Raw genomic sequence first — 25,217 nt, forward strand, 5'->3', positions numbered from 1 at the left:
GAAAATTGCGTATCGCAATCTCTAGCTTTATTCAGAAAAGGCCACGTCCGGCTCCAACGTCTTTGTTCTTTATAGAAGTTTCCATATTTCTTCATACACTTTTTTTAACGGTATGTAATGTGTCTTAGCTATCGTTTTACAATCTTCATATTCCGGGGAACTTTGAAATACTTTGCCGTTTGATATTCCTTGTTTTACAGTGACTGGGCCCCATTTGGTATCCACTTTTATAAATCTTCTTTGCATGCGGTGAACGGTTATAGGATAATAGCGAATTCCTAACGTTGTCGTTTCTTGAAGCAAAATTTCCTTCATTTTTTCTAATTTATCCATAGAGCAAAGAAGTTGAAGCAATACACCTGGACGGTTTTTTTTCATATAGATGGGCGTATAAAAAACATCATTAGCACCCGCTGTAAATAATAACTCCATCACATAACCAAGCAATTCCCCCGAAGTGTCGTCAAGGTTTACTTCCATTTTCACCATATTGTTATCGATATGCTCTTCGTCTGGAGGGTGTTTTATTTCCACTTTTCACTCATTCCCTTCCTAACTTTTCTGTGCTAACCGATCTATTAACACTGCGTTATACGCACCACCGAAACCATTATCAATGTTCACCACACTAATTCCACTGGCACAGGAGTTGAGCATCGTTAATAGTGCAGAGAGACCTTGAAAATTAGCACCGTAGCCAACACTTGTAGGAACAGCAATAACAGGATGTGATACGAGTCCACCGACAACACTTGGCAATGCCCCTTCCATTCCCGCAATAACAACCGACACTGTGGCTTGTTGAATTTCTTTCGCTTGATCTAATAATCGATGAATACCGGCTACACCAACATCGTAAAATCTCCGAACATTACATCCCATTATTTCCGCTGTTACAGCAGCTTCTTCCGCTACTCTTAAATCAGAAGTTCCCGCACAAAGTATCGCTATATACCCATCATTATTTCCATCCGTATTTTTAGCGGATTTCCAATATAAAATCTGCGCTAATTTTTTATACGTTAACTCTGGATGAACTTCCAAGATTTGATTTGCCTTCTCTTCTGAAATCCTCGTAATAAGAACATCATTTTCCTTTGCTTTTATAGATTCTAAAATGGAAATCATTTGTTCTACTGTTTTTCCTTCCCCATAAATAACTTCGGGGAAACCTTGACGCTTCTTACGATGATGATCTACTTTTGCAAAGCCCAAATCCTCATATGTAGCAAGTTGTTTCTTTGCTTCTTCAATACTTAATGATCCATTTTGAACTTTAAGTAAAATATCTTCCATATTTCCTTCTTCCCCCCCCCGAAAGTATATTCTTTCATTCTTCACCTATTACAACGCGTAATACGTTCGGATGTTGAGGGAAAGTTTTCGTTCCCGCTCCATAGCCAACTTTTTTCACTTTCATCGAAGGAAAAGTGCAAAATTCCTTGGCCAACACTGCGGCAATAGCAGCACCTGTTGGAGTAGTTAGCTCTCCCCTGACTTCACTATTTGCGATAGGAACACCACGTAAAATTTCTAAAGTTGCTGGTGCGGGTACCGGATAAATTCCATGGTCGATATGAATTTTCCCAGAACCAGTTGGGATTGGGGAAGCCTTGATTTCTTCAACTTCAAGTTGTTCCAATAATATGGCAGTACCTACAATATCAATGATAGAATCCACTGCACCTACTTCATGAAAATGAACAGTCTCTAGTGGCATCCCATGAATTTTCCCTTCCGCTTCACCAATCTTTTTAAAAATTTGTAAGGACATATTTTTTACCTTATCCGATAAATCCGATTCTGAAATCATCTGTACAATATCACGATATGCTCGGTGGTGGTGATGGTGGTCCCCATGATCATGATGGTGGGAATGTTCATGGTCATGAGAATGCTCATGAGAGTGTACATGATGATGGTGCTCATGATGATCATGACCCTCACCATGTGCATGATGATGTTCGTGATTATGATCATGGTTATGCGTATGTTCGTGTGAGTGGTTATGATGATGTTCTCCATTTTTTAACACGACATCAAATTTAGTTCCTGTAATTCCGTTTTTCACTACCTTGTCCATTTTCAATTCATACTCATCCGCAAAGTTCAATTTCTTAAGTTCTGACTCCAGGTGAGAAAAATCTCCTCCAGCATCAAGTAGTGCTCCTATTGTCATATCTCCGCTCATACCTGAAAAACAATCAAAATATAATATTTTCATTCTAAAGCCCCTCGTATTTATAAATTTCCTTTTTTAAAAGCATATCCATCTTTACCTTCTTACTAACCGTTTAGGTGGGGTAAATCATTTAAAAACTTTTCCAATCCACCTAAAAAAGCAGTTTTTAATCTTATGTCGAGATTAAAAACTGCTACCATAGATTCCTAAATCAACACGATTTAAGCATTAGCTGCAAGTTGCCCGTTGGCAGCTTCAGACAATACTTCATTCATACTACCAGTACGATACCCTCTTAGGTCACAAGAAACATAATCAAATCCTAATGATACTAGTTTATGTTGAATTTGCTCACGCTTCTCAAGTAAGGAAATGATTTTATCTGCTGCCACTTCAATACGTGCAACATTGTCATGATAGCGAACACGAACTTCATCAAAACCGATGCCTTTCAGATAAAGCTCTGCTTCATTTACTTGATTAACGATTTTTTTATTTAATGTTGTTCCATAAGGGAATCTTGATGCAAGACTACAAGATGCTAATTTATTCCAAACTGGTAGATTTAATTCTTTTGCTAGTTCACGTACGTCCGTTTTATACATATTTACTTCTTGGAGTACACTACGAATGCCCTCTTCCGTTCTTGCTTTTAACCCAGGACGGAAATCTTCTTCATCGTCCATAATCATTCCATCTAATACATATGGAAAATTCATTTCTTTCGCAAGTTGATTTAGATGAGTGTACAACAACTTTTTACTGTAATACCAGCTATCTGGATTATTTGCAACGATTCGTGAATCCTCTAATTCTTTTATTTCTGTCTTATGAACACGGACACCCATGTCTTCGGCAAATGCAACAGCAGCATCAAACTCAGAATCACGGAATAGCTCGGAATTCACAACAACAGCTAATACATTGTCATTTCCAAGTTCTTGTTGAGCTCGCTTTAAAACAACTGCACTATCAACACCACCAGAAAACGCAACCATTACACGGCCCATATTCTTTAATATTTCACCTAAACGACGGTTCTTTTCTAACATCCTAGTCACTCCATTCAGCACATTTTCCCTCTAAGGAGGTTTAATCTTAGTAAGTTTTTATCTAGATGACTTCCATCAATGGGAGTTTTCCTCCATCCCCACTGATGCCTAGTCGCACTTATCGGACCTTTACAGGCTGTTGATCTCCCAACTACCTTCTTTGTTTCCCGAGAAGATTAAGGTGAGATTCTACTGCCCGTTTAGGTGGGATAAAATAACACTTTATTTATTTTCCAAATCTTAAAATCTTATAACTTTAAAATACTTTCTTTTTGTTTAGTTGTCAAACCAAATGCCGGGCGCTTTCCGAATTTGGTTTTAACAAGTTATTAACATATTCATATATATTCTTATCCCTTCCTTATGTATTACCAAATTAATTTAAAATAACAACGACCACCAAATCTGCATTAATTTGATGGTCGAAAAGTTATATTATTTCAATCTTTGATCTAGCTCACTCATTATTTCTCCGGCTTTTTGCCAGTCTCCTTCAGATAGTGCTTTTTGGTATTGATTGAAAAGATCAGACACTTCACCTAGTACTTCATCCGCATTTAGAATTGGATCCGTATTTGGCTGGTCTTGTTGATCTTCCTCTGTATTGCCCTCATCTGTTACCTCACCGTCAGCATCTGGAACTTCTTCTGGTTTAATTCCCTTTTCTACACGATCCACAATCTTCTGCAACGCTTCATCAAACGTAGCTTCCATTGCAATATGATCACCATATGCAACAACGACTTGTTTCACTTCAGGAAGAGAAGTCTCGTTAGAAGATTCAATGTAGATAGGTTCGACATAAAGAACCGTATCTTCTATCGGTAACGCGAATAAGTTTCCGCGAATGACTGAAGATCCACCTTGTGACCATAAGTTTAATTCCTGAGAAATGACACTATCTTGGTTTATCCGGTTTTCAATTTGCTGTGGTCCATAAACGTTTTCTTGTTTAGGGAACCTATAAACAAATTTTTCACCGTAGTGTTCCCCATCATTCCGAACCCCCATCCAAGCAATCATATTTTGCCTGTTTCTTGGAGCATATGGCACCATAAGGATGAACTCTTCTTCATCATATTCAGGAAGTTTCATAGTTGTATAATAAGGTTCCATTTCGATATCTTCATTATAGTATTTTTCGGTTGGAAACTGCCAATAATCTTCTCTATTATAGAAAAGTTCAAGATTTGTCATATGATAGGTTCCATACATCGCGGATTCAATCTTAAATAGTTGCTCCGGATAACGGAAATGACTGCGTACATCATCAGGAATTTCCGTAGTGAACAAGTTCGGGAACATATTCTGGTATGTCCGTACGAGCGGTTCATCAGGATTAGTAATATAAAAGTTTGTTTCTCCTGTATAAGCATCAACTACAACTTTAACAGGGTTTTTAATATAATTGTTTCTTCCGTCAAAATTTTCCGCATATGGGTATCCTTCCCCAATTAGATACGCATCTATCATCCATGCAAGACTTCCATCATCACGTACGAAAACATAAGGATCATCATCATACTCAAAGAATGGAGCAATACGCTCTACACGTTCCATAATGTTACGTGTTTGCAGTAATTTACTATCTTTATTGATTTGTCCAGACACAAGAATACGAATGGATCCTTCATCAATGGCAAATAGTAAACGATTTAGACCCGTTAATGGAATTCCCGCCTCTTCTTCATAGCGGGTGGATACATTCTCTTCACCAGCTGGATAGTCAAATTCATTTACCTCTGTATCGACAATGACACTCCGATAATCTTCTTCCCCAAAATAAATTTGCGGTTTTTCAATATCGATCGCACCTTGTGGTGGTAAGTTTCTAACTAAATATTCTGGTTGACCTTGAGAGGTTACTTTATTTACTTGACTCATTGCAATCCCGTATCCATGTGTATAACGTAGGTTTTGGTTAACCCATGTTTGTGCCTGCTCCGGCAAATCTTCCGTATTCAATTCCCTAGCGCCGATAAATACTTGCTGATACTTCCCATCAATCTTATAACGATCAATATCGATATCGTTAAATTGGTAATACGTACGGAATGTTTGTAATTGATTATAAACATCCAAAAGTGGTCTAGCATCGTTAATACGTACATTATCTATTGTTAGTTGATTTCGCTTAATTAAATCTTCGCTTAATGAATCAACATTACCAGGGTGTTCCTTTTCTTCCATTCCTTCTAAGCCATATGCCGCCCTAGTGTAATTCAAATTATGTTCTAAGTACGGAGCCTCTCTATTAAACTCGTTTGGAGAAACGATAAATTGTTGAACGACAAATGATGCTCCTTGCCCCAAAATAATAATTCCAAAATAGATAGCTATTGGCATAATAAGCTTATGGATTCTTCCTTTACGTAAACTAAGAATAATCCAAACAGCAGCAATAATTGAAAATGCCGCAAGAACGTAAGATACTGGAATATTAACCATACGGTCTGTAAAACTTAGCCCGTGCACGACACTATGTTGAAATATATTAACACGATTAGTCAATAGCGTACTAAACGGTTCTAAAACGTGAGTTACTGCCAACAACACCCCAACAATTAATACCGTTAGAGATAAATGTGACTGGGCAGATTTATTCATACGATAAATATGAAAGACTGAATAAGCGGCAACCTCTACTATTAAAACAAATATACTTAAACTTAATAGTAGATTCACTACAAATTTCAAGAATGGTAAGACATACATATAAAATGAAATATCCCGATTAAAAAATGGATCTGTTTCACCAAATGGTACATAGTTCATGATTTTGAGCGCTGGTTCCCAACCAAGCCCCTGCACCGTTGTACTTCCAATTAAGCCAACAAATAAAGTTCCTGCTAAAATAATTAAGTTTAATGTTTTCCCTCTTTGTAAAAATGGTGGAAGCTGGTGAATAGAAAATTGCGAAAGATAAGTTCGTTTTATCCAAAATAGGGTAATATACGTAATAATTGCAAATAATACAAACCCTATAGCTCCAAGCATAACCTTAATACTTAATATGGTGGTAAACACAGAAGAAAAGTCTAGCGAATCCATCCATATGTATTCGGTAACCCAGCTTAAACCAAGTCCAACGATAATGAATAGCACAACTAAAAATCCGATAAAAATACCAGAGCGACCACCTAGTTTTTTCATCTTTTTTAACTGCTCTACATTTGAACCATTTGGACCATCTGTTCTTCCCCTAAAAGCCATCTCATACCTCCTATTTGCTGCACTTATACAGACGGGAAAGATTTTTATACTTTCCTACCTGCAAAAAAATGATAACTACTTATATCGTAACAGATATACCGTATATTGTCGCTTAATTTTTGGAAGATTTTCGAAGTTGTTTTTCGACAGAAAGGAGGTATAAAGAAGACTTCCATTAGCGGGGGCTCTCCTTCATCCCCACTGATGGTTAGGTGCGCTTATCGGATCTTTACGAGCAGTTGATCTCCCACCTAACTTCTTTGTTTCCCCAGAAGCTTGAGGTGGGACAAAACTAAACTTTCTTCCTGCATAAATGGTAATTTGGTGTTAACTCATTTCCCTTTTATTTATGACATGTTCTTCAACTAACTTATCTTTTATAAATACAATTTCATGAACGTAGCTTCTTATGGTGGATTCTAAGTACTTGATTCGTATCCAATCTTTTTCACATTGTTCGATTCCATAAAAATAAATGAGGTCCATTTTTTCATTACTATTTACCATAAATTTAATCATTTCCTGTAAAGCCGGGCGTTTTAAATTACTTGCGGGATAGCCAATGTCTGAGAATTTCTTTATGATTTGGATATTAAACTTTTTACTATGTTCATTCATCGTCCACTCTTGCCTTGTAAATTGTTCATTAGGTTCTAGCGATCTTATCATATATAGAATAGCTTTTTTCAACGTTATCCCATTCCTTTTCTCTGACTCTAGTAATATCAGGTTTTAATCTCTAGTATGGGCAGAAAAAAAGCTTTTCAGACCATTGGCAGATTAATTGGTATGGAATAGTCAATAGGCTTTAAGGGTATAGTTAAAAGATATAGAAGAATACATATTAGAGGGGAATTTTACTGTGATTCAGATTTTAGCTGTAACTTCTGAAAACAAGAGAGTTTTAGAAAGGGACTTAGATAATTTCGAAACCCATAAATATAAATGGTGGTGGATTGACTTTAATAAGCCCACTGAAGAGGAAATTGATAAATTAAAATCCGTGCTCAACTTCCATCCACTCGCTATAGAAGACTGCATCCAAGGTCAACAACGATCCAAAATGGACTATTATGATGATTTTTCATTAGTCATCACCCATACAGTTGGTGAATTGAAATATAATCAACATGAAATTGGTTTCTTTCTTGGAGAGCATTTTATTGTAACATTCCACCTAACCGATTTGGCCGAAGTTAATTTAGTTTGGAATAACTTGATTAAACAAGAAAAGATGGATAATTGGGATGAATTCCGTGTCTTTTATGAAATTTTTGATAAAGTGGTAGATAACTTTTTTCCAATCATTTACCACTTAGAAGAAGAAATTAATGTCGTGGAAGAAAATCCTCATCAATTGGGCATGGATATTTTATTAGATCAATTATTCGATTTAAGACATGAACTACTCAAATTACGGCATACAATCAATCCGATTCGTGATCTGCTGTACCGTATCTTAAATTCACATCATCTCGTAGGTATTCACGGTCGCAGAGAATACTTCATGGATATCTATGACCATTTACTCAAGCTTTCTGAAATGGTTGATTCGAATCGCGACGTTACAAACGATATTCGAGATAACTTCATTTCCATTAACTCCTATCAACAAAACCAAGTGATTCAAATTTTAACGGTTATCACTTCGATTTTTGCACCATTAACCTTTATCGCAGGAATTTACGGAATGAACTTTACATATATGCCTGAACTTAAATGGCATTACGGGTATTTTATCGTTATTGGATTAATGATAGTTTTGACCATTATGATGATATTATGGTTTAGAAAAAAAGGGTGGTTTTAGAAGGTAAGCTATATAGAGTATAGGAACTTATAATGGAAATGAGTTCCCAAACTTGGCTAAAATCTAGAAAATGGGTACTCATTAAGGTGATCAGTGCCCAAACAAGATTAAAAATTTGGAGTAGGGTCACTCATTGAAGTTATGAGTGACCTTACTCAATTAAAAATCTAGGGAATGGGCGCTCATCGTCGTAATGAGTTCCCAAACTCAATTGAAAATCCAAAGAACTGGCTCTCATAGACGTAATGAGTGCCTGAACATAATAAACATAGATAGAATTATTTTCCCGCCTGTTTTTCCATGAAATATATAGCACTAGATATTAAAAACGTTTTTGTTTCTTTCTGGAAGAATCAGCTTTTTTCCTTCCAGTTTCCCTATTTGTTGTTCCTTGCCCTTCTACATCTGGTGAACCTAAACCATGTGTTAGTGGATTAACTTTTCTTTTGGACATTGTCATCACCTCCAATGTTAGTGTTCCTTAAAATGATGTGGTTATGTTACTTTAGAAAAATTGACATTCGCTATAAATCTTGGCAAAAGTCTCAATTCCCTTATGCAAAGAGTTTTCTTTTCTATCATCTAAACGGAAAAGACGATCCATTTTGTTAGATCGCCTTGTTTAATGCTATGGAAATGATAAGTGCCATTTTACCAGTCACTCTTCATTAGATTTTTCTATTACCCGATACTTATGATGCGCTACTACTGTATTAGAATAGCCATGATTTATTTCCTCTAGTACTTTAAAGCTCGTTGATGATAAATCAACAATGATACTATTTTCCGCGTTTGAGGGTAATGCAATCCCTTCCAAAATAATATTATTTCGTAAAAATTGAACAACATCCCCCGGCTTTGCCTTTTCTTTATCCCCTTGAAATGCTTCTACCTTTCTCCTCTTCACTTTCTCCACAATAGTCACCCTTTTTCCCTTTGTATTTTTCCCCAAAATCATCCCTTTACAATATTGCCCATTAGCTGTTGTTTTTTTATTCATCAGTGTATTTTAATCGCTTTTAAGTTTCATCCCAAGTATACTATCATCCTATGTAAAAAACAGAACTTATATTCTTTTATTTCCATACGTATGGTGTTTGTTGGTATACATAGTAATTTAACCAGTTAGAGAAAAGCAGATGACTATGTGAGCGCCAAGTATGTAGTGGACGTTTATTTACATCATCATTCGGAAAATAATTAACAGGTATATCTATATCTTTCCCGCGTTCTAAGTCACGATGATATTCATCTGAAAGTGTCATTGCGTCGTACTCCAAATGTCCAGTTATCATAATGTTTTTTGCATCTCTAGATATGATAATAAACGGTGCATCTTCCTTTGATTTCGAAAGTAAAAATAAATCTGGATGTGATTCAATTGCTTCTTTTGAATTACCGGTATGCCGAGAATGTGGAGCTTGGAATACTTCATCAAATCCTCTCACTAATTTTACTGTTGGATCTGCTATGGTATGTTCGAATACCCCGAAACATTTCCTAGGTAAATCATATTTCTCAATTCCGTAATGATAGTACAATGCGGCTTGTGCTCCCCAACAAATATTTAATGTCGATGTAACATTTTCCTTTGCCCAATCCATAATTTGAGTTAGTTCATTCCAATAGTTTACTTTCTCAAATTCCAAATGCTCAATGGGTGCACCAGTAATAATTAATCCGTCATATCGGTTATTTTTTACTTTTTCAAATGTTGTATAGAAGGAATCTAAATGATAACTACTCACATGAGTAGAGCGATGGGTCGCTGTCCTTAAGAAAGTAATATTTACTTGTAATGGCGTATTACCCAATAGTCGAAGTAACTGTAATTCTGTTTTTTCTTTTTCAGGCATTAAGTTTAAAATTAATATATTAAGTGGACGGATATCTTGTGTAAGCGCCCTATCCTCATCCATTACAAATATTTTTTCCTTATTTAATAGTTCACGGGCTGGCAATTGTTTTGGTATATTAATCGGCAACGAACATTTCTCCCTTCCCCAAATTATCTGAATGTTATATTCCATTATAAATTTAAAGTAGCCCCATGTCACCCTTCGATTCCTATACATTTTTGTCGAAAAATATCTTTTACAGTCTAAATAACAGAAGAGAAGCAAAAATTCACTTCCCTTGGTTTAGCTCCCATTCCCTATTATAATTGGGATTGATGAAACAAAAAGAAGGTCCTGTAAATTTCCCGCTAAAATTATGAAAGCCATTCAAACATATGCAGAAAAACAAACTTCTTTCGAAAAGCTAATAAAATTGGGAAAGACAATTGGAAGAAAAAAGTGAAAACTAGGTGAGAAAATTCCTTCCATATTTTACTGAAAGATATTTTATAATATTTATGTATATTTATATATAGGATTGTGATATACTATTATTAACTTATTGATGTTCGTGTGCAATATTAAAAAACTTGGCATTCGCCAAGCCTTTAGGTGAAGGCCTAGTTGCACTTATGCAGAAAGAAGGTTTTATGCTTTCCTTTCTGCCAAGTACTACTAAATACTTCTTCAAAGTAATTATGGTCTTGGTTATCTAGAACAGAAATTAGTAATAAACGTGCCGTGAGCACATGGAGGAATTTTCTATGAACAAAGGTTCAGTAAAATGGTTTAACGCAGAAAAAGGTTTTGGATTTATCGAAGTTGAAGGTGGAGACGACGTATTCGTACACTTCTCAGCAATCCAAGGCGACGGTTTCAAAACTTTAGAAGAAGGTCAAGAAGTTTCTTTCGATATCGAAGAAGGTAACCGTGGACCACAAGCAGCTAACGTTACAAAACTATAAGTTGCATTCACATAAAAAGCTCTTCTCATTATTGAGAAGGGCTTTTTATTTATCTTCCTATTATATTTTAAGAAGGTGAAAAAATTGATAGAAATATACACGGATGGGGCGTCTAGTGGAAATCCTGGGCCTAGCGGGGCTGGTATATACATAAAAGCAAATAAAAAACAATATGAATATGCCATACCTTTAAAAGATTTATCAAACCATGAGGCTGAGTTTTATGCCGTTATTAAAGCTTTGGAAATCTGTAAAAATGAGTTTCCAGGTGAAATTTTATCATTTCGATCGGATTCCCAAATCGTCGTAAATACCATTGACCGTGATTATACGAAAAACAAAACATTTCTACCTCTATTAGAAAAGGTCAGAGAACTATCCACCCATTTTGCTTATGTTTTTATTAAATGGATACCAGAAAAACAGAATGGAAATGCGGATAGGTTGGCAAGAAAGGCAATTCAAGATCAAAAATAGGGCAGTTTCTATTTAGAACTGCCCATTAATTAGATGATCAATCTCTTTCTCTTGCTTTCTGTGTATCTCTAATATTCTTTTGAACCGTGATAGCTGCAAATATGCTGAGAACAAATGCCATTCCATAGAATCCTTTCTCACTTAAAATCATACTTTCTGCATTGAATAGTCCAATACCAATTAATGCAATTGCGATAATCAGTGCCAACCAACTAATACCATAATAAATACTAGTAACTGGTACTCCCTCATCTTTATCCCTTACTGCTTTTTGTAAGGATACAGCCGCATAAAGTCCGAACACTAATACCGCAAAGTAATATCCCTTTTCGTTTAACTGCATTGTTTCAGCATTGAATAAACCAATTAGATAAGCTGCAACACCTATTAAAAGCGCTGCCCAAGACGCCCCTTTGAAAGCTGAGGTCGGTTCCCCCTCTCTTCTTTCCTCTTTTATTTTTACATCGCTTTCTTTATTTAATAATCCCTCATCTTGACGTTCCATGAATGATTCCCCCCATTTTTTATTTACGACCGACTCTTAAGCTGCTCTAATACCCCACTTAGAACATACATTAAATTCTTGATAGTTTATCTTATGCAAAAGTGGTAATACATTATATGGATTTGCTACCAATAAATGTAAGATAATTTTATTTTAATTATTTAGGCAAAAGAATAACCAAGAATTGTACTATTAACTAAAGAGATCGTGCTTTCTTCCCGTACATTAACTTAATATGAACATCATAGGATGTACCTTCTTCTATATGATTAGGATCATCTGATACTTCAAGCAGTTCCTTTAATTGAATAGGCTTTTTTTGATTGGCTTCAATCGTCATTGGATATGGGCCTGCCAGATTCATAAGTGACTCCATTCGTACCCCATCCTCCATGTACGGGGAATCTATAAATTCTAATTCAAAGGACACATCTTCATTGCTTCGATTATGTAAAACAAGATGACATTCCCCATCCAATAGATCTTGACCCACAGATTCAAAACTACACTCGCCATTGTTATCGTATGAGATGGCTGCAATGCCACTTGCTAATGTTTCTTGGTAGATGGTAATAAGAATATTAGGCAAAAATGAATACACAAGGACAACGATGATTATGGTACGCCAGTGATATTTTTTCATGCCAATACCAAGTAATATCATGGCGATTACAAATAAAACGGATCCAATGATACCAAGAAAAATATATCCATCATGATTGCTAAGTGGGAACGACATGAATGTAAAATGCGCTCCTAACATGGCATTATTAGGAATGGGAAATATAAAGACATACATATAGCTAAAATAACAAACGAAATAATGAGTGCCAATTTGCTTCTTATCATCCAATTCCTCCTCTCTTAATCGTATTTAGCGAACTTATTTAAACAACATCTCCCCTTTTATTTCAAACCAAACATTTTCTACTGTAGCTATAACGATGATTGCCAAAATAAAGGCTGCTCCACAAAGTAAGATCTTGTTTCGTAACCTAGCATTAAAGCGCTTATACAACATGCCTATGAGAATGACAATTGACACAAAAATAGGGAAACTGATGCATATCGCTATTATGTCAACAATCGAAAATGGTTTACTTATGTATGAATCAGAATAAATATTCAGAACAAGAAGTGCTAGAAACAATATGAATTGATAAACAAAAAATCTAATCCGGCTCATAATTGGCTCCGTTCTATGGGTTGTTATAAAAAGTATAAATCATTAAGAAAAAAAGAATATACTTTTATTTTAAAAACAGTAATCCCTTTAAATACGAAATAGCAGAATCTTTGTTTTTCTGTATAATATTAAAATCCTGGTAAATCTATGTTTACCAGGATTCCAAGTTGCTTTTCGTTCAAACACTATGAATATGTTTTGTACCCAAAAAGGGAACCTATACCCCTTTATAATCTATTATTGTTTTCCTTTTTTAACCCATTCGGCAACCGTTACGGTACGTTTCGCCTGATGTTTCACTGCAGCTTCCACATCTTCTACCATTTTACCATCTTGATCCACTGTTACGCTTGTTCCGTATGGGTTTCCACCCGCACTAAATAGGACTGGATCTGTATAACCTGGTGTTGCAATGATTGCACCCCAATGCATCATAGAAGTATATAGCGATAACAATGTTGCTTCTTGACCACCATGTGGGTTCTGTGCTGAAGTCATCGCACTGACAACCTTATTGACCGTCTTACCATTTGCCCAAAGTCCGCCTTGAAGGTCTAGGAACTGTTTCATTTGAGAAGCTATATTTCCAAATCGTGTAGGTACACTAAATATGATTGCATCCGCCCATTCCAAATCATCTGAAGTTGCCACCGTTACGTCTTTTGTAGCTTCCACTGTTGCTTTCCAAGCTGCATTTGCTTCAACCACCGAATCTGGTGCTAACTCTTGAACTTTTAATAAACGAACTTCCGCACCTGCAGCTTCTGCTTCTTCTTTTGCCCATTTAGATAGTTGATAGTTTGTTCCACCCATTGAATAAAAAATTACAGCTAATTTAATGTTTGACATATTTTCAATTCTCCTTTGGTGTTCCAAGTATTTTTTATTAATCCCATATATTTCACCATTTTATTATTCCCGATTATCAGGAATAATATTTATTTGATTCATATAACTTTGAGATATTTGTAGTTAATTACAATGCTACCCTTTAGCGTTTCCTTCCTTAAAAAAATAAGCAGCTCAACTCATACGTGAATTGAACTGCTATGTTTATTATTATTTAAAATACAATCGTTTTATTTTCATGAACAATAATTCGATCTTCTAAATGCCATTTTACTGCACTTGCTAATACACTACGTTCAATGGATTGGCCGATTTTTTTCATATCGCTAGCATTATCACGATGATCAACGCGGCCAATATTTTGCTCAATGATTGGACCTTCATCTAGGTCACCTGTTACATAATGGGAAGTGGCACCAATCATTTTTACTCCTCGAGCATAAGCACGTTCGTATGGTTTCGCCCCAATAAATGCAGGTAAGAAGGAATGATGAATATTGATAATTTGGTTTTTAAAATTTTTCACAAAATCATCTGTTAGAATTTGCATGTAGCGAGCTAGTACAATTAAATCGACTTCATACTCTTTTAGTAATTGCTTCTGTTTTTCTTCAACTTCTTGTCGAATGTCCTTATTAGCAGGAATATGGTAAAAAGGAATTCCAAGGGATTCCACCATTTCACGACATGTATCATGATTACTTATAACTAATGCAATATTAGCCATTAAATCTCCACTTTGGTATTCCCATAATAATTCTAGTAAACAATGTGGTTCCTTCGATACGAAAATCGCCACATTCTTCAATTGACTAACATACATAATTCTCCAATCCATATGAAATTCTTCCGCAATTGGTTGAAAATCTTTTTCTATTTTATTGGCATTTTTCATAAGGTTAGGACATTCAAATTCAATTCGCATAAAAAATTGTCCACCCTCTGGATCCATTGTATATTGGTCAGATTCGACAATATTCGCCCCTTGTTTAAATAAAAATTCCGAAACAGTAGAAACAATCCCTGGTTGATCGGGACATTTAATTAAAAAGCGTGCTTTGTTTTCATTTTTTTCTGTAAAACCTTTAATTCTATCTTGCATATAACTATTCATATTAAATACCTCATTATTTTCCGTGTACTCGATCGCGTAATAACGCTTTCTAATATTACTTTATGAAATTCTCGTTCTCTAGTCAAGACGATGTTCATTATGTTTGTTATAATATCTATTAAATTGTTGCAAGTTTGGGGGGACTAGAAGTGGATCCATTAGATATCATGATGAATTTAGACCACGTTATTCCATATTATCAACCTATTGTAAGTGCAGATACTCGTAAAGTGATTGGCTACGAATTAAAAGCTTATTACTTAACCGAGGATGGTGAAAAACAACGTCTAGATTGGTTTTTCAAAGATAGTTCCATCCCACATGATTTCCGATTAGAAGTCATTACTTGTATCCAACAAAAAGCACTAGATTATTATTTAGAAACTGATAAAACCGTCCTTTTATTTTTCAGCTACGATGCGGAATTACTTCATGAAGACGATGGTGAGACGATCCTTTCGCTTTTACAATCCTACGAAAGTAAAGGGCTCGATCTAAGTAAGATTGTTCTAGAATTGAAGGAAAAACAAATAACAGAAGAAGTATATTCTCTCAATTCCTTATTTAAATACATAAAAACTCTAGGAATCCAAATCGCTTTTGATGATGTCGGAAAAACAAGCGGGAATTTGGATAAACTTACTTATTTCGAACCAAATATCATTAAAATCGATGTCAGCTTTTTGAAAGAAGATGCGTTGCCACACTTATATAATGATGTCCATTATTCCATTTCCATGTTAGCACATAAAATGGGATCTACATTACTTTTTAAAGGGATCACCACGTATAATCAATTTAATTATGCCTGGCGAAACGGTGGAAGATATTATCAAGGGCGTTACTTGGCAAAGTCAAATCCACAATTTGTAGAGAAAGATACGTATAAGGATATCATGGAGAGGGATTTTCAACTATTTGTTAAATACGAAAAGAAAAAAATGAAAGCTCAACTACAACTTACTACTGATATCCAGCAATTATTCAAGCAAACCTTGCAAGATATAGATGCGAATGCACCACATGATGAAATTATAATTACCATTGGAAATGCATGTAGTCCTTTCGCCTTCCGAGTATATATTTGTAATGATGAAGGAATACAGTTATCTTCTAATGCGGAAAAGAGTCGTGAAGGTGATTGGGAATTAAATCCAGAAGGCAGACAGAAAAACTGGAGTTGGCGTCCTTACTTTTTTGAAAGTATTGTACGGATGAATGTAGAGAAAAAAGGAATCCTCTCCAACTTGTACACGGACATTGATCGAAATGAACAAATTCGGACCTATTCTTATCCAATTTCAAAGAATAAATATATTTTTATGGATATACCATATGATTATTTATTTGAACAAGAAGGGCTGTTGTGAGGAACAAAAGCCCTTTTTCATTTATCTATTTTGAAGATTCAATGAATGTGCTATATTGTTAATAATGTGAAAGGGGTTTTTCGGTATGGAGATAGAGCGTTCAAAACAGCAGACAAATAAGGTGTATTCATTCTTATTAATTAGTGGTATTGTTTTAATCGCATTAAATTTAAGGCCAGCTATTACATCTGTTGGGCCTATTATTGGTTCTATTCAAGCAGATGTTGGTTTATCAAGCTCCAGTGCTGGATTATTAACAAGTTTACCAGTCATTGCATTTGCGATTATGTCACCGTTAGCACCAAGTTTAGCAAATCGGTTATCTAATGAATGGGCAATGTTAATTGGATTACTTATGTTATTTATCGGAATTAGTATACGTTCCAATTCTATTGTAATCCTTCTTTTTTCAGGAACTTTATTAGTCGGACTAGGAATAGCGGTATTAAATGTATTATTGCCTAGTTTTATTAAGGATAAGTTTCCTCATAAAATAGGTTTAATGACTAGTTTATACACAACAGCAATGGGAGTTATTGCTGCAGCTGCCTCTGGTCTCAACGTTCCAATTGCGGATGGATTAAATCTCGGTTGGAAAGTCGCTTTATTTATATGGGGAATACCTACGCTTCTTGCACTATTTAATATTTTCTATTTGGCACGAAAGGGAAATTCTGACCAGCATATGGAGAGAAAGTTTATCCGCACGAATAAAAAAATGTGGAAATCACCTCTAGCTTGGCAAGTTGCTATATTCATGGGTACGCAGTCGTTTTTGTTTTATTCAACGATTTCATGGTTACCTACCATTTTAAATGACCAAGGGGTTAGTATGGCTACAGCGGGTTGGATGTTATCTTTCACACAGTTTATAGGACTTCCTGCAAGTTTTCTCGTTCCAGTTATAGCAGAAAAGTTTCGTAATCAACAGGGAGTCGTTATTTCTATCATTATTAGTTCGTTTCTTGGTTATGGGGGACTTTTATTAGGTACAACAACTACAATGATGGTTATTAGTTGTACATTTATCGGATTTACGCTAGCTGGAGCTTTCTCACTGGCTTTAACATTAATCGGACTTCGTGCAAGAACGGCAATTGAAGCCGCGGAATTATCAGGTATGGCTCAAACACTAGGTTATTTACTTGCCGCAACAGGTCCGTTATTAATCGGTTTTCTGAACGATATTTCCAATGGATGGACGCTTCCTTTAATTGTCATCTTAATAGACTCTGTAATTGTTCTTATATTTGGACTAGGTGCAGGCCGTAATAAATATGTATAAGTTTTTAGATTGAAAGGAATTAACATGTTAGTTGATTCCTTTTTTATGTGCGGTACAATCGCCTAAAACCTATAATTCTACTTTTTCAATTAAATTCTATACTAAATTCTCCTAGATAATTCTACTATTTTTAGAAAAAAATGGTATAATAGATTTATTATTGACAAGTTTAGTAGGAGGAAAGTGAAAATTGGCGAATAAAAAAGTAATCATGTCGGTTACAGCAGGTGCAGCAATTGCATCGGCTATGGTCGGAGCGGATCAAGTTGAAGCAGCATCTCATAAGGTACAGAGCGGAGATTCACTTTGGACTATTGCTCAGAAACACAATACAACAGTAACGAATTTGAAAAAGATAAATAACTTAACCTCGGATTTGATTTTTCCAAATCAAGTACTAGAAACAGGTTCAGCAAGTTCTTCAGCCAAGGATACTGCATCGAAAAAACAAGAAAGCTCAAAAAGCACTTCTAATACATATACAGTTAAAGCTGGGGACACTTTAAGTGGAATTGCGTCAAGACATAATATATCCCTTACTAATTTAATGAAATGGAATGGATTAGATACTACTCTTATCTTCCCTGGAAATGTGCTAACTGTAAGTAAACAAGAATCTCAAAATACGAAAACAAGCGGAAAAAAAGAAACTAAAGTCAGCTCTTCTACTGTTTATTCCGTTGTAGCTGGAGACTCTCTTTCTAAGATCGGTGCAAAGTATAATGTCTCTGTAGCTAATCTAAAGAAATGGAATAATCTAAGTTCTGATTTGATCTATGTTGGTCAAAAATTAAACATAGCTGGTAAATCTAGTAACAATTCTTCAACTAGTACATCATCTTCGGCTAGTAAACAAGATGGAAATAAAGCTTCTGTATATACGGTCAAATCAGGAGATACCCTTTCTAAAATTGGTAAGGCACATGGGGTTAGTGTCGCTAATCTTAAGAAATGGAATAGCTTATCGTCTGATATGATATACATTGGACAAAAATTAAGCATTGGTGCTACGAAAGAGAAATCAACTGGTTCTGTAAAAAGTACAAAGACTGGCTCTTCTACAAATACAAATGTAGACTACGATGTTAACAAACTAGTTAGTGTTGGAAAAAGTTTAATAGGCATCCCTTACAAATGGGGCGGTACAACTACTAGTGGATTTGACTGTAGCGGATTTATTTATTACGTATACAATCAAGCTGGAAAGAAAATAAATCGTCTTTCTACGGATGGTTATTTTGAACGCTCTTATTACGTGAACAATCCACAAGTTGGGGATTTAGTCTTCTTTTCAGGAACTTATCGATCTGGTATTTCTCATATGGGAATCTATCTTGGAGATAATAAATTCCTCCAAGCTGGTACAAGTTCCGGTGTATCTATTGTAAGTTTAGATAATCCTTATTGGAGTAAGCATTTCGATAGTTTTAAACGATTTTATTAAAGTTAGAAAACGAACATCTTCGTTAGTATCTGATCGAGGGTGTTCGTTTTTCTTTTGGGTAATCCCAGTTTAGCTGGGGTAAAGAAGACTTTCATCAGTGGGGTTTTCCTCTTCATCCCCCACTGATAGTTAGTCGTACTTATCGGACCTTTACGGGAAGTTGATCTCCCACTTACTTTCTTTGTTTCCCCAGAAGTTTGAGGTGGGAGTCTTACTGCTCGTTTAGGTGGGATAAAACATTAACTAAAGATAAAAAACAAAAGCTGTCGGGGGACGACAGCTTTTGTTTTATTTAACGAAGAGACAGCAGTTAGGTACTACTATCTTTTTCACTTATGACTTGGAGGTTATGTAAGAAGAATGTGGGCTAACTTTCTAAGGAACACCTTTTCATCTTTGACCAAAAATATGAAACGAAGGTAATAAGTATTATTTTTACCGCATACAAATAACAACTAATTCATAGAATCAGCCAGTATTCTTTCTGATGTTATTGATAAATGATAAGTATGATTATGAAAATAATATTATTCTATTTAATTTTACAAAAGGTCCCTTAGAATAGTTTGAATATGTGAAATGGATATTTAGTATTTTGACAGAAGTTGTTCTTTGAAGGCCAAGAATAAAGTGTTAAAAAGGAGTAAACGGTGAATAATTAGTAGAAATCTTTTATTCAGAGGTTTGACGGTTACAATGATGTAACGTCATAATACTGAAATATTGTCCATTCACTCTACACAGTACTGTACTGGCATTCGAGGCAAATGAGGCAATACATCCATTCCGACAATTATTAGTTTTAAAGTAATAGTTTGAATATCCTATCTTTCTGTTTTTTATGTAAGTTTATCTCCTCCTTAGTACCTATTATCTTTATTATAGTATATAAAAGTAAATTGTCAATTGAATTCTAAAAGTTTATTATTTTAATTCCATTTTTACTTTTTTAGTAGGTGTTCAAAAAGGAGGATAAAAAGGTTCGAAGTCGGCTAAATGCGCTATTGCCAGCTAGAAACATCGTAGTGTCATCTTCACCGGATTTTTTTAAAAACCTTTTTTTTATAGATTAGATAACTTTATATTAATCAAGTGAATATTGTTTAATTATCCCATCATATTTATTATCCTTATTTTCAAGCAGCATTTCTACATGAGTATGTCCTATTTTAATATTTCCTTGAATGGGTACACTGGCATTCGCAAGGCATTTGGATAGATGCATAAGAAGATGTTTTCCCAGCAATTAACTCAAGTTTATTCCTATGACATATTCCCCCTTCCATTTCCATAGAATTTATTAACAATTTCAAAGGAGGAGTTAAAATGGAAGAGCTAATCACAAAGGAAATGGTAGAAAGATATTATGAGTTAAATCTGGTAAAGAAAAAAATCGAAGCAGAAATTAACCAATTAAAGAAGATCTTTCATACATATTTTGATAATGAGTATGGGGAGAACGAAAAAGGCGAATTAATCAAAGAACAATATAAACTACAAAGACAAGTTCGGAAAACAGAAAAGTGGGCGGAGAAGGATACCGTGGAAAAACTAGAAGAATTAAATATGAATGATTTAATTCAAATCGTTAAAACACCAGATAGCGAAAAGATTCATGCCGCCATTGAGTTAGGTTTGCTTAAGAAAAGTGATATCGAAGGATGTCTTACGAATAATTATACGAAAGCAATCACTGTAAAAGCGGTTAAATAAAAAGGCTTGTTTCTTAATAAAGTGGAACTCATTCAGTAGGGGGCATCCAACCAGTTAAGGCGGATAAAGAAGAATGCCATCAGTGGGGGTTTTCCTTCATCCCCCACTAATGGTTAGTCGCGCTTATCGGACCATCACGGCCAGTAATTAGTCCACAGTTTAAATATTAACTTTAGCTGAAAACACGATTAATTTCCTCTATTTCATCCTCAGTAAGAGTAACGTCCAGTGTCTTTTGATTTTTCAATACCTGTTCTGGGTTTTTCGCACCTGGAATAACAGCGGTTATCGCGTCTTGGGTCAAATACCATGCAAGAACTATAGAAGCGACTTCAGCATCTTTTTCATTCGCAATGTTACGTAACACTTCTACTTTTTCTAGGTTTTGTACGAAAGCTTCACCTTGAAGATGTGGCATGTTATGTCTTAAATCATCAGCTGGGAATTTTGTGTTTTTATTATATTTCCCTGCTAAGATTCCAGCAGCTAATGGGAAAAATGGAATAAAAGCAATATTATGTTCTAACGTATATGGGAAAAAGTCATTCTCCGCACCACGAGCTAATAAGTTATACTCTCCCTGGAATACATCTACATAGCCATCTTTGTTTGCTTCCTCAAGTTGTGCAGGCGTTAAATTAGATGTTCCGATTCCACGAATTTTCCCAGCATCTTTTAGTTCTTGTAGGGCTCCTACCGCCTCATAAAGTGGAGTTTTACCATCGGGATTATGAATATAGTACAAGTCAATATAATCCGTATCTAAACGTTTTAAGCTAGCTTCAACCGATTGCTTCATGAATTCTGGCGAATTATCAATTTCTACTTTTCCATCCACAATACGTTGAGCACCTTTAGTTGCAAGTACTACTTCACTACGCTTACCTGTTTCCTTAATAGCCTGACCAACTAATTCCTCTGAACGACCAATTCCATAGATGAATGCTGTATCAATGAAATTCATATCATGATTGATTGCGGCTTTCACTAGATCAATACCTACTTGTTCATCCAAATTCGGATATAGGTTATGGCCACCAACAGCATTTGTGCCAAGTCCAATTGGGTTAATCCATAAATCCGTTTTACCTAATTTTACTTTTGTCATTCCTATCATCCCTTCCCTCACTTAAAACTTAACTTAGCAAACTTAGCAATCGCTATTAGGTTAGGTGAATGCCTTAGTTGCACTTATACGGCGAGTAATCGGACCCCTAGACGGGAAAGATTTTTTCTCTAACTGCCAAAAGAAGAGGCTGCGTAAAGAAGACTTCCATCAGTGGGATTTTTCCTTCATCCCCCACTGATGGTTAGTCGCACTTATCGCATCTTTAGTGTAGTTGATCTTCTTTTTTACCAAAAGCTTGGGGTAGCAGCCTTACTTCCCGTTTAGTTGGGATAAAACATCCCCTTCTCCATTGTAACCGATCCATCTATCTTATCAATTGTTTTACTCTATTAGAGGATCCGAATAATTGCATTTTTTCTTTTACCACTTCTGTTATAGCATCCATTGCAGGTATTAGGATAGATTGTGGGTTGAACAACTCTTTGTCATTTGTAAGAATTTGGCGTACTGTTTCAGCCCATGCTACATTGCATTCTGTATTTACATTAATTTTAGCGTGTCCTAATTCAATACATTTTTTAATTTGATAATCCGGAATTCCAGAACCACCGTGTAAAACTAATGGGACATCTGTTAGCTCTGAGATTTCTTTCATTTCGTCAAAACCTAATTTAGGCTCTCCTTGATATGGACCGTGTACCGATCCAAGCGCCGCAGCTAAAGCATCTACCTTTGATTCTTTCACTAAACGTTCGCATTCTATTGGACTAGCATATTCTACTCCGCCAGTTACACCATCTTCTGTTCCACCAACAGAACCTACTTCAGCTTCAACTGAAACACCTTTTCTATTTGCATATGCAACAACTTCACTTGTCATTTTGATGTTTTGTTCAATCGAATATTTCGAGCCATCAACCATTACAGAACTATAACCTGCATCAATGGCTTCCTTACATCTTTCTACACTTAAGCCGTGATCAAGATGCATCACAACAGGTACTGTAATATTCATTTCTTCTATCATTTTTTCAACAGTTGAGGCAATTAAGCGAAAACCACCTAAGTAATCCACGATTCTATCTGAGGAAGCGATAATAACGGGTGATTTTTCTTCTTCTGCTGCTTTTAAAATAGCCTGAACCCATTGAAAATTATTCATATTAAATTGACCAATAGCATACTTATTTTTTGCTTCATTAAGAAGTTCTTTCATAGAAACAAACATTTATATCACTTCTCTCGTTTTTAAAAAATATTATTGATTAATGGACCCCTTTACTTCATAATGTTTGGAAAGCACATCTGCCATCGTTTCTTTCGATGTTTTAATCACTTCTTCGGGATTCATTTTATAATATTCCGGTCTAAATAATTCGATGGAACAAGCCTCGCCATGGAATCCAATTTCTTTTAAAGTAGATAAAATTCCATCTAAATCAATTGCACCATGTCCTGGCCAGCAGCGATCTTCGTCTCTTAAAATTCCGATTGGATAATCATCTGTATCATCGATGTGTAAAAGGAAAATTTTTGAGCCATCCGCCTGTTTTAATTCATCTAATCTAGAACCCATACCATGGAAATGGAAGCAATCTAGTACTAATCCGACATTATCACGATTAACTTCTTGTACAATTTCATGTCCTTGCTTAAACGTATTTACAGTAGCTTGGGGGTGACCGATAAATTCAAAAGCTATTTTAATCCCATAACCTTTAGCTAAATCAGAAAATTCCCTTAACATTTTGACACAACTTTTCTTAATGTCTTCAAGCAAGATCTTTTCCTCTGTTATGTTAGGGACAGCCACAATATATGGTGCACCTAATTTTTTCCCAATCTCGAGCCATTCCTTAAATGTTTGAATAATTTGTTCCTCATCTTCTTTAGATCGATTGTTAAAAAACTCTAACGCGTTAAGTGAAAGTAATTTCAAATGATGAGTACGGAAAAACTCTGCTAAATCATCGAGACTATGATTCTCTAAATAGGCAGGTAATTTCCACATTTGAATTTCAATAAAGTCAAATCCATGCTTTTCGCAAAGTTCCAAGTCTTGTTCCAACGTTGCATTTTCTTTCGTAGTTGCAACATTATAAGCCAATTTCATCCTCTACACCTCAACTATCTTCCAAGGGGATAAATTTATAATTAGTTCGTTACAACTTTTTTTTGAAGTAAATTCTCGTCAATATATTTCCTTGCTTTAAGTGCATATTCTAATGGATGGGCTTTGGCAGGATCCTGTTCTGCTTCAATGACAATCCAGCCTTTGTAATCGTTGTCAATCAGAAACTGGTAAATTTCCGTAAAGTCAATTACGCCATCTCCTGGTACAGTGAACATTCCCTCTAGGAAAGAACCTAAGAAGGATTTACCCTCTTCTTTACATTGTTTCATTATATTTTCTCTTACATCTTTAAAATGTACATGTTTAATGCGATCCATATGTTTGGTTAAAAGTGTCATATAGTCACCATCTGAAACAAAAATATGACCAGCATCATATAATAGATGAACATGATTTGGATCTGTATTCTCCATTAAACGATCTACTTCTTCTAATGTTTGCACTCCGGTTCCCATATGATGGTGATATACTAGTCTTAGATTATATGCCTTGGCAATTTTCCCAAGTTCATTTAATCCTTCACATAATAGATCCCATTCTTCATCTGAAAAATATGGTTTATTAGCAAAAACATCTGTATCTCGTAAACCTTGAACACTATGTGTTTGTTCAGAAACAACGGCTGCATCTGCATTTACTTTTTGTAAGTAATCGCAGTGATCATGAAATGCTTTTGAAGCTTCTTCAATACCATCACGAATAATGTAACTAGAAAACCATTTACTTGCTATTTTAAGGTTACGTAATTGAACTTCCTTATTTAAAACATCAGGTTCTGGAAAAAATCCCCCAACTTCTGTTCCTTCAAATCCACTTATTACAATATCTCCTAACAGATGCCCTAATGTATTGTCTTGACCAATTTCGGGAATATCATCATTTCTCCAACCAATAGGTGCAATTCCCCAATGAATTTTGTTAGTCATCGTTCTTCGCCTCTTTTTCGTACGTTAGATTTCTAAGCTAGTATGACAGTTTCCGACAATAAAGGAATCGTTGTCGGATAAAGAA

25 protein-coding genes are annotated in these 25,217 nt (G+C 35.3%); 8 read left to right on the forward strand and 17 right to left on the reverse strand.

The features are described from left to right. Window positions 1-69: 69 nt before the first annotated feature. The 6 genes from larC to ACFQ18_RS01825 all read right to left on the reverse strand — a co-directional run bounded on the left by larC (window position 70) and on the right by ACFQ18_RS01825 (window position 7,137). A complete protein-coding gene (larC, locus tag ACFQ18_RS01800; RefSeq protein ID WP_084824012.1) occupies window positions 70-534 on the reverse strand; it encodes a nickel insertion protein in 465 nt (154 codons plus the stop codon). Window positions 535-552: 18 nt separating this feature from the next. Continuing rightward, complete coding sequence (larB, locus tag ACFQ18_RS01805) at window positions 553-1,296, reverse strand: nickel pincer cofactor biosynthesis protein LarB (protein ID WP_204797846.1); 744 nt, start codon at window positions 1,294-1,296, stop codon at window positions 553-555. Between the two features lie 34 nt (window positions 1,297-1,330). After that, window positions 1,331-2,224, reverse strand: a complete 894-nt coding sequence (locus ACFQ18_RS01810; protein WP_047184106.1) for a LarC family nickel insertion protein — start codon at window positions 2,222-2,224, stop codon at window positions 1,331-1,333. Between the two features lie 179 nt (window positions 2,225-2,403). Then, window positions 2,404-3,234 carry an ATP-dependent sacrificial sulfur transferase LarE gene (gene larE / locus ACFQ18_RS01815; protein ID WP_083452487.1) on the reverse strand — a complete coding sequence of 277 codons (831 nt, stop codon included), beginning with the start codon at window positions 3,232-3,234 and terminating at the stop codon, window positions 2,404-2,406. Between the two features lie 435 nt (window positions 3,235-3,669). Beyond that, a complete protein-coding gene (locus ACFQ18_RS01820; protein WP_060667739.1) occupies window positions 3,670-6,447 on the reverse strand; it encodes a UPF0182 family membrane protein in 2,778 nt (925 codons plus the stop codon). 327 nt (window positions 6,448-6,774) lie between these two features. Beyond that, on the reverse strand, window positions 6,775-7,137 hold the full coding sequence (locus ACFQ18_RS01825; protein WP_047184107.1) for a recombinase family protein: 363 nt from the start codon (window positions 7,135-7,137) through the stop codon (window positions 6,775-6,777). 172 nt (window positions 7,138-7,309) lie between these two features. On the opposite strand from ACFQ18_RS01825, the gene corA reads away from it, so the two are divergent. Continuing rightward, the gene (corA, locus tag ACFQ18_RS01830) at window positions 7,310-8,257 is read left to right on the forward strand and encodes a magnesium/cobalt transporter CorA (protein ID WP_060667741.1); all 948 of its coding nucleotides are present in this window, start codon (window positions 7,310-7,312) and stop codon (window positions 8,255-8,257) included. Window positions 8,258-8,579: 322 nt separating this feature from the next. On the opposite strand, the gene ACFQ18_RS01835 is transcribed toward corA, so the two are convergent. The 3 genes from ACFQ18_RS01835 to metA all read right to left on the reverse strand — a co-directional run bounded on the left by ACFQ18_RS01835 (window position 8,580) and on the right by metA (window position 10,242). After that, the gene (locus tag ACFQ18_RS01835; protein WP_083452488.1) at window positions 8,580-8,711 is read right to left on the reverse strand and encodes a YuzL family protein; all 132 of its coding nucleotides are present in this window, start codon (window positions 8,709-8,711) and stop codon (window positions 8,580-8,582) included. Window positions 8,712-8,915: 204 nt separating this feature from the next. After that, window positions 8,916-9,209 carry a YkvS family protein gene (locus ACFQ18_RS01840; protein ID WP_257454540.1) on the reverse strand — a complete coding sequence of 98 codons (294 nt, stop codon included), beginning with the start codon at window positions 9,207-9,209 and terminating at the stop codon, window positions 8,916-8,918. 124 nt (window positions 9,210-9,333) lie between these two features. Beyond that, window positions 9,334-10,242, reverse strand: a complete 909-nt coding sequence (gene metA, locus ACFQ18_RS01845) for a homoserine O-acetyltransferase MetA (protein ID WP_060667743.1) — start codon at window positions 10,240-10,242, stop codon at window positions 9,334-9,336. Window positions 10,243-10,859: 617 nt separating this feature from the next. Between metA and cspD the strand changes: the two genes are divergently transcribed. Continuing rightward, a complete protein-coding gene (gene cspD, locus ACFQ18_RS01850; protein WP_047184109.1) occupies window positions 10,860-11,060 on the forward strand; it encodes a cold-shock protein CspD in 201 nt (66 codons plus the stop codon). Between the two features lie 84 nt (window positions 11,061-11,144). Then, complete coding sequence (locus tag ACFQ18_RS01855; RefSeq protein ID WP_060667744.1) at window positions 11,145-11,537, forward strand: ribonuclease HI family protein; 393 nt, start codon at window positions 11,145-11,147, stop codon at window positions 11,535-11,537. Window positions 11,538-11,574: 37 nt separating this feature from the next. On the opposite strand, the gene yiaA is transcribed toward ACFQ18_RS01855, so the two are convergent. Continuing rightward, window positions 11,575-12,042 carry an inner membrane protein YiaA gene (gene yiaA / locus ACFQ18_RS01860; protein WP_204797847.1) on the reverse strand — a complete coding sequence of 156 codons (468 nt, stop codon included), beginning with the start codon at window positions 12,040-12,042 and terminating at the stop codon, window positions 11,575-11,577. A gap of 196 nt (window positions 12,043-12,238) precedes the next feature. Continuing rightward, window positions 12,239-12,895 (reverse strand): hypothetical protein, encoded by a 657-nt coding sequence (locus tag ACFQ18_RS01865; protein WP_244986862.1) that lies wholly within the window; start codon window positions 12,893-12,895, stop codon window positions 12,239-12,241. 91 nt (window positions 12,896-12,986) lie between these two features. On the opposite strand from ACFQ18_RS01865, the gene ACFQ18_RS01870 reads away from it, so the two are divergent. Next, entirely contained in the window at window positions 12,987-13,163 is a 177-nt protein-coding gene (locus ACFQ18_RS01870) for a hypothetical protein (protein ID WP_165589174.1), read from the forward strand. Between the two features lie 302 nt (window positions 13,164-13,465). On the opposite strand, the gene wrbA is transcribed toward ACFQ18_RS01870, so the two are convergent. Together wrbA and purU are read right to left on the reverse strand one after the other, a co-directional pair. Beyond that, window positions 13,466-14,077 (reverse strand): NAD(P)H:quinone oxidoreductase, encoded by a 612-nt coding sequence (gene wrbA, locus ACFQ18_RS01875; RefSeq protein WP_047184113.1) that lies wholly within the window; start codon window positions 14,075-14,077, stop codon window positions 13,466-13,468. 214 nt (window positions 14,078-14,291) lie between these two features. Further along, window positions 14,292-15,191 (reverse strand): formyltetrahydrofolate deformylase, encoded by a 900-nt coding sequence (gene purU, locus ACFQ18_RS01880; protein WP_060667747.1) that lies wholly within the window; start codon window positions 15,189-15,191, stop codon window positions 14,292-14,294. A 149-nt stretch (window positions 15,192-15,340) separates the two neighbouring features. Between purU and ACFQ18_RS01885 the strand changes: the two genes are divergently transcribed. The 4 genes from ACFQ18_RS01885 (at window position 15,341) to ACFQ18_RS01900 (ending at window position 21,003) form a co-directional block, all read left to right on the forward strand. After that, the gene (locus tag ACFQ18_RS01885; protein WP_204797848.1) at window positions 15,341-16,561 is read left to right on the forward strand and encodes an EAL domain-containing protein; all 1,221 of its coding nucleotides are present in this window, start codon (window positions 15,341-15,343) and stop codon (window positions 16,559-16,561) included. 85 nt (window positions 16,562-16,646) lie between these two features. Beyond that, window positions 16,647-17,846, forward strand: coding sequence for a CynX/NimT family MFS transporter (locus ACFQ18_RS01890; protein WP_060667748.1), 1,200 nt, complete (start codon window positions 16,647-16,649; stop codon window positions 17,844-17,846). Window positions 17,847-18,036: 190 nt separating this feature from the next. Beyond that, on the forward strand, window positions 18,037-19,290 hold the full coding sequence (locus tag ACFQ18_RS01895) for a C40 family peptidase (protein ID WP_240473207.1): 1,254 nt from the start codon (window positions 18,037-18,039) through the stop codon (window positions 19,288-19,290). Between the two features lie 1,326 nt (window positions 19,291-20,616). After that, window positions 20,617-21,003, forward strand: a complete 387-nt coding sequence (locus ACFQ18_RS01900) for a hypothetical protein (RefSeq protein WP_047184117.1) — start codon at window positions 20,617-20,619, stop codon at window positions 21,001-21,003. Window positions 21,004-21,175: 172 nt separating this feature from the next. Here the strand turns inward: ACFQ18_RS01900 and ACFQ18_RS01905 are convergent, their stop codons facing one another. The 4 genes from ACFQ18_RS01905 to iolE form a co-directional block, all read right to left on the reverse strand. Next, window positions 21,176-22,111 (reverse strand): aldo/keto reductase, encoded by a 936-nt coding sequence (locus ACFQ18_RS01905; RefSeq protein WP_145523196.1) that lies wholly within the window; start codon window positions 22,109-22,111, stop codon window positions 21,176-21,178. A gap of 325 nt (window positions 22,112-22,436) precedes the next feature. Next, entirely contained in the window at window positions 22,437-23,300 is an 864-nt protein-coding gene (gene fba / locus ACFQ18_RS01910; protein WP_060667750.1) for a class II fructose-1,6-bisphosphate aldolase, read from the reverse strand. Between the two features lie 30 nt (window positions 23,301-23,330). Next, on the reverse strand, window positions 23,331-24,185 hold the full coding sequence (locus ACFQ18_RS01915) for a sugar phosphate isomerase/epimerase family protein (protein ID WP_204797849.1): 855 nt from the start codon (window positions 24,183-24,185) through the stop codon (window positions 23,331-23,333). A 41-nt stretch (window positions 24,186-24,226) separates the two neighbouring features. Then, window positions 24,227-25,132, reverse strand: coding sequence for a myo-inosose-2 dehydratase (gene iolE / locus ACFQ18_RS01920; RefSeq protein WP_060667751.1), 906 nt, complete (start codon window positions 25,130-25,132; stop codon window positions 24,227-24,229). Window positions 25,133-25,217: the final 85 nt, after the last annotated feature.

Origin of the sequence: Oceanobacillus caeni, from assembly GCF_042678465.1 — a bacterium.
Lineage (GTDB): Bacteria > Bacillota > Bacilli > Bacillales > Amphibacillaceae > Oceanobacillus > Oceanobacillus caeni.

What these genes read in the sequence shown, in the direction of transcription:
- larB (WP_204797846.1), bottom strand. Translation starts at nt 1,296, where the DNA reads ATGGAAGATATTTTACTTAAAGTTCAAAATGGATCATTAAGTATTGAA.
- ACFQ18_RS01810 (WP_047184106.1), bottom strand. Translation starts at nt 2,224, where the DNA reads ATGAAAATATTATATTTTGATTGTTTTTCAGGTATGAGCGGAGATATG.
- larE (WP_083452487.1), bottom strand. Translation starts at nt 3,234, where the DNA reads ATGTTAGAAAAGAACCGTCGTTTAGGTGAAATATTAAAGAATATGGGC.
- ACFQ18_RS01820 (WP_060667739.1), bottom strand. Translation starts at nt 6,447, where the DNA reads ATGGCTTTTAGGGGAAGAACAGATGGTCCAAATGGTTCAAATGTAGAG.
- ACFQ18_RS01835 (WP_083452488.1), bottom strand. Translation starts at nt 8,711, where the DNA reads ATGTCCAAAAGAAAAGTTAATCCACTAACACATGGTTTAGGTTCACCA.
- cspD (WP_047184109.1), top strand. Translation starts at nt 10,860, where the DNA reads ATGAACAAAGGTTCAGTAAAATGGTTTAACGCAGAAAAAGGTTTTGGA.
- yiaA (WP_204797847.1), bottom strand. Translation starts at nt 12,042, where the DNA reads ATGGAACGTCAAGATGAGGGATTATTAAATAAAGAAAGCGATGTAAAA.
- ACFQ18_RS01870 (WP_165589174.1), top strand. Translation starts at nt 12,987, where the DNA reads ATGATTGCCAAAATAAAGGCTGCTCCACAAAGTAAGATCTTGTTTCGT.
- wrbA (WP_047184113.1), bottom strand. Translation starts at nt 14,077, where the DNA reads ATGTCAAACATTAAATTAGCTGTAATTTTTTATTCAATGGGTGGAACA.
- purU (WP_060667747.1), bottom strand. Translation starts at nt 15,191, where the DNA reads ATGAATAGTTATATGCAAGATAGAATTAAAGGTTTTACAGAAAAAAAT.
- ACFQ18_RS01890 (WP_060667748.1), top strand. Translation starts at nt 16,647, where the DNA reads ATGGAGATAGAGCGTTCAAAACAGCAGACAAATAAGGTGTATTCATTC.
- ACFQ18_RS01900 (WP_047184117.1), top strand. Translation starts at nt 20,617, where the DNA reads ATGGAAGAGCTAATCACAAAGGAAATGGTAGAAAGATATTATGAGTTA.
- ACFQ18_RS01905 (WP_145523196.1), bottom strand. Translation starts at nt 22,111, where the DNA reads ATGACAAAAGTAAAATTAGGTAAAACGGATTTATGGATTAACCCAATT.
- fba (WP_060667750.1), bottom strand. Translation starts at nt 23,300, where the DNA reads ATGTTTGTTTCTATGAAAGAACTTCTTAATGAAGCAAAAAATAAGTAT.
- ACFQ18_RS01915 (WP_204797849.1), bottom strand. Translation starts at nt 24,185, where the DNA reads ATGAAATTGGCTTATAATGTTGCAACTACGAAAGAAAATGCAACGTTG.
- iolE (WP_060667751.1), bottom strand. Translation starts at nt 25,132, where the DNA reads ATGACTAACAAAATTCATTGGGGAATTGCACCTATTGGTTGGAGAAAT.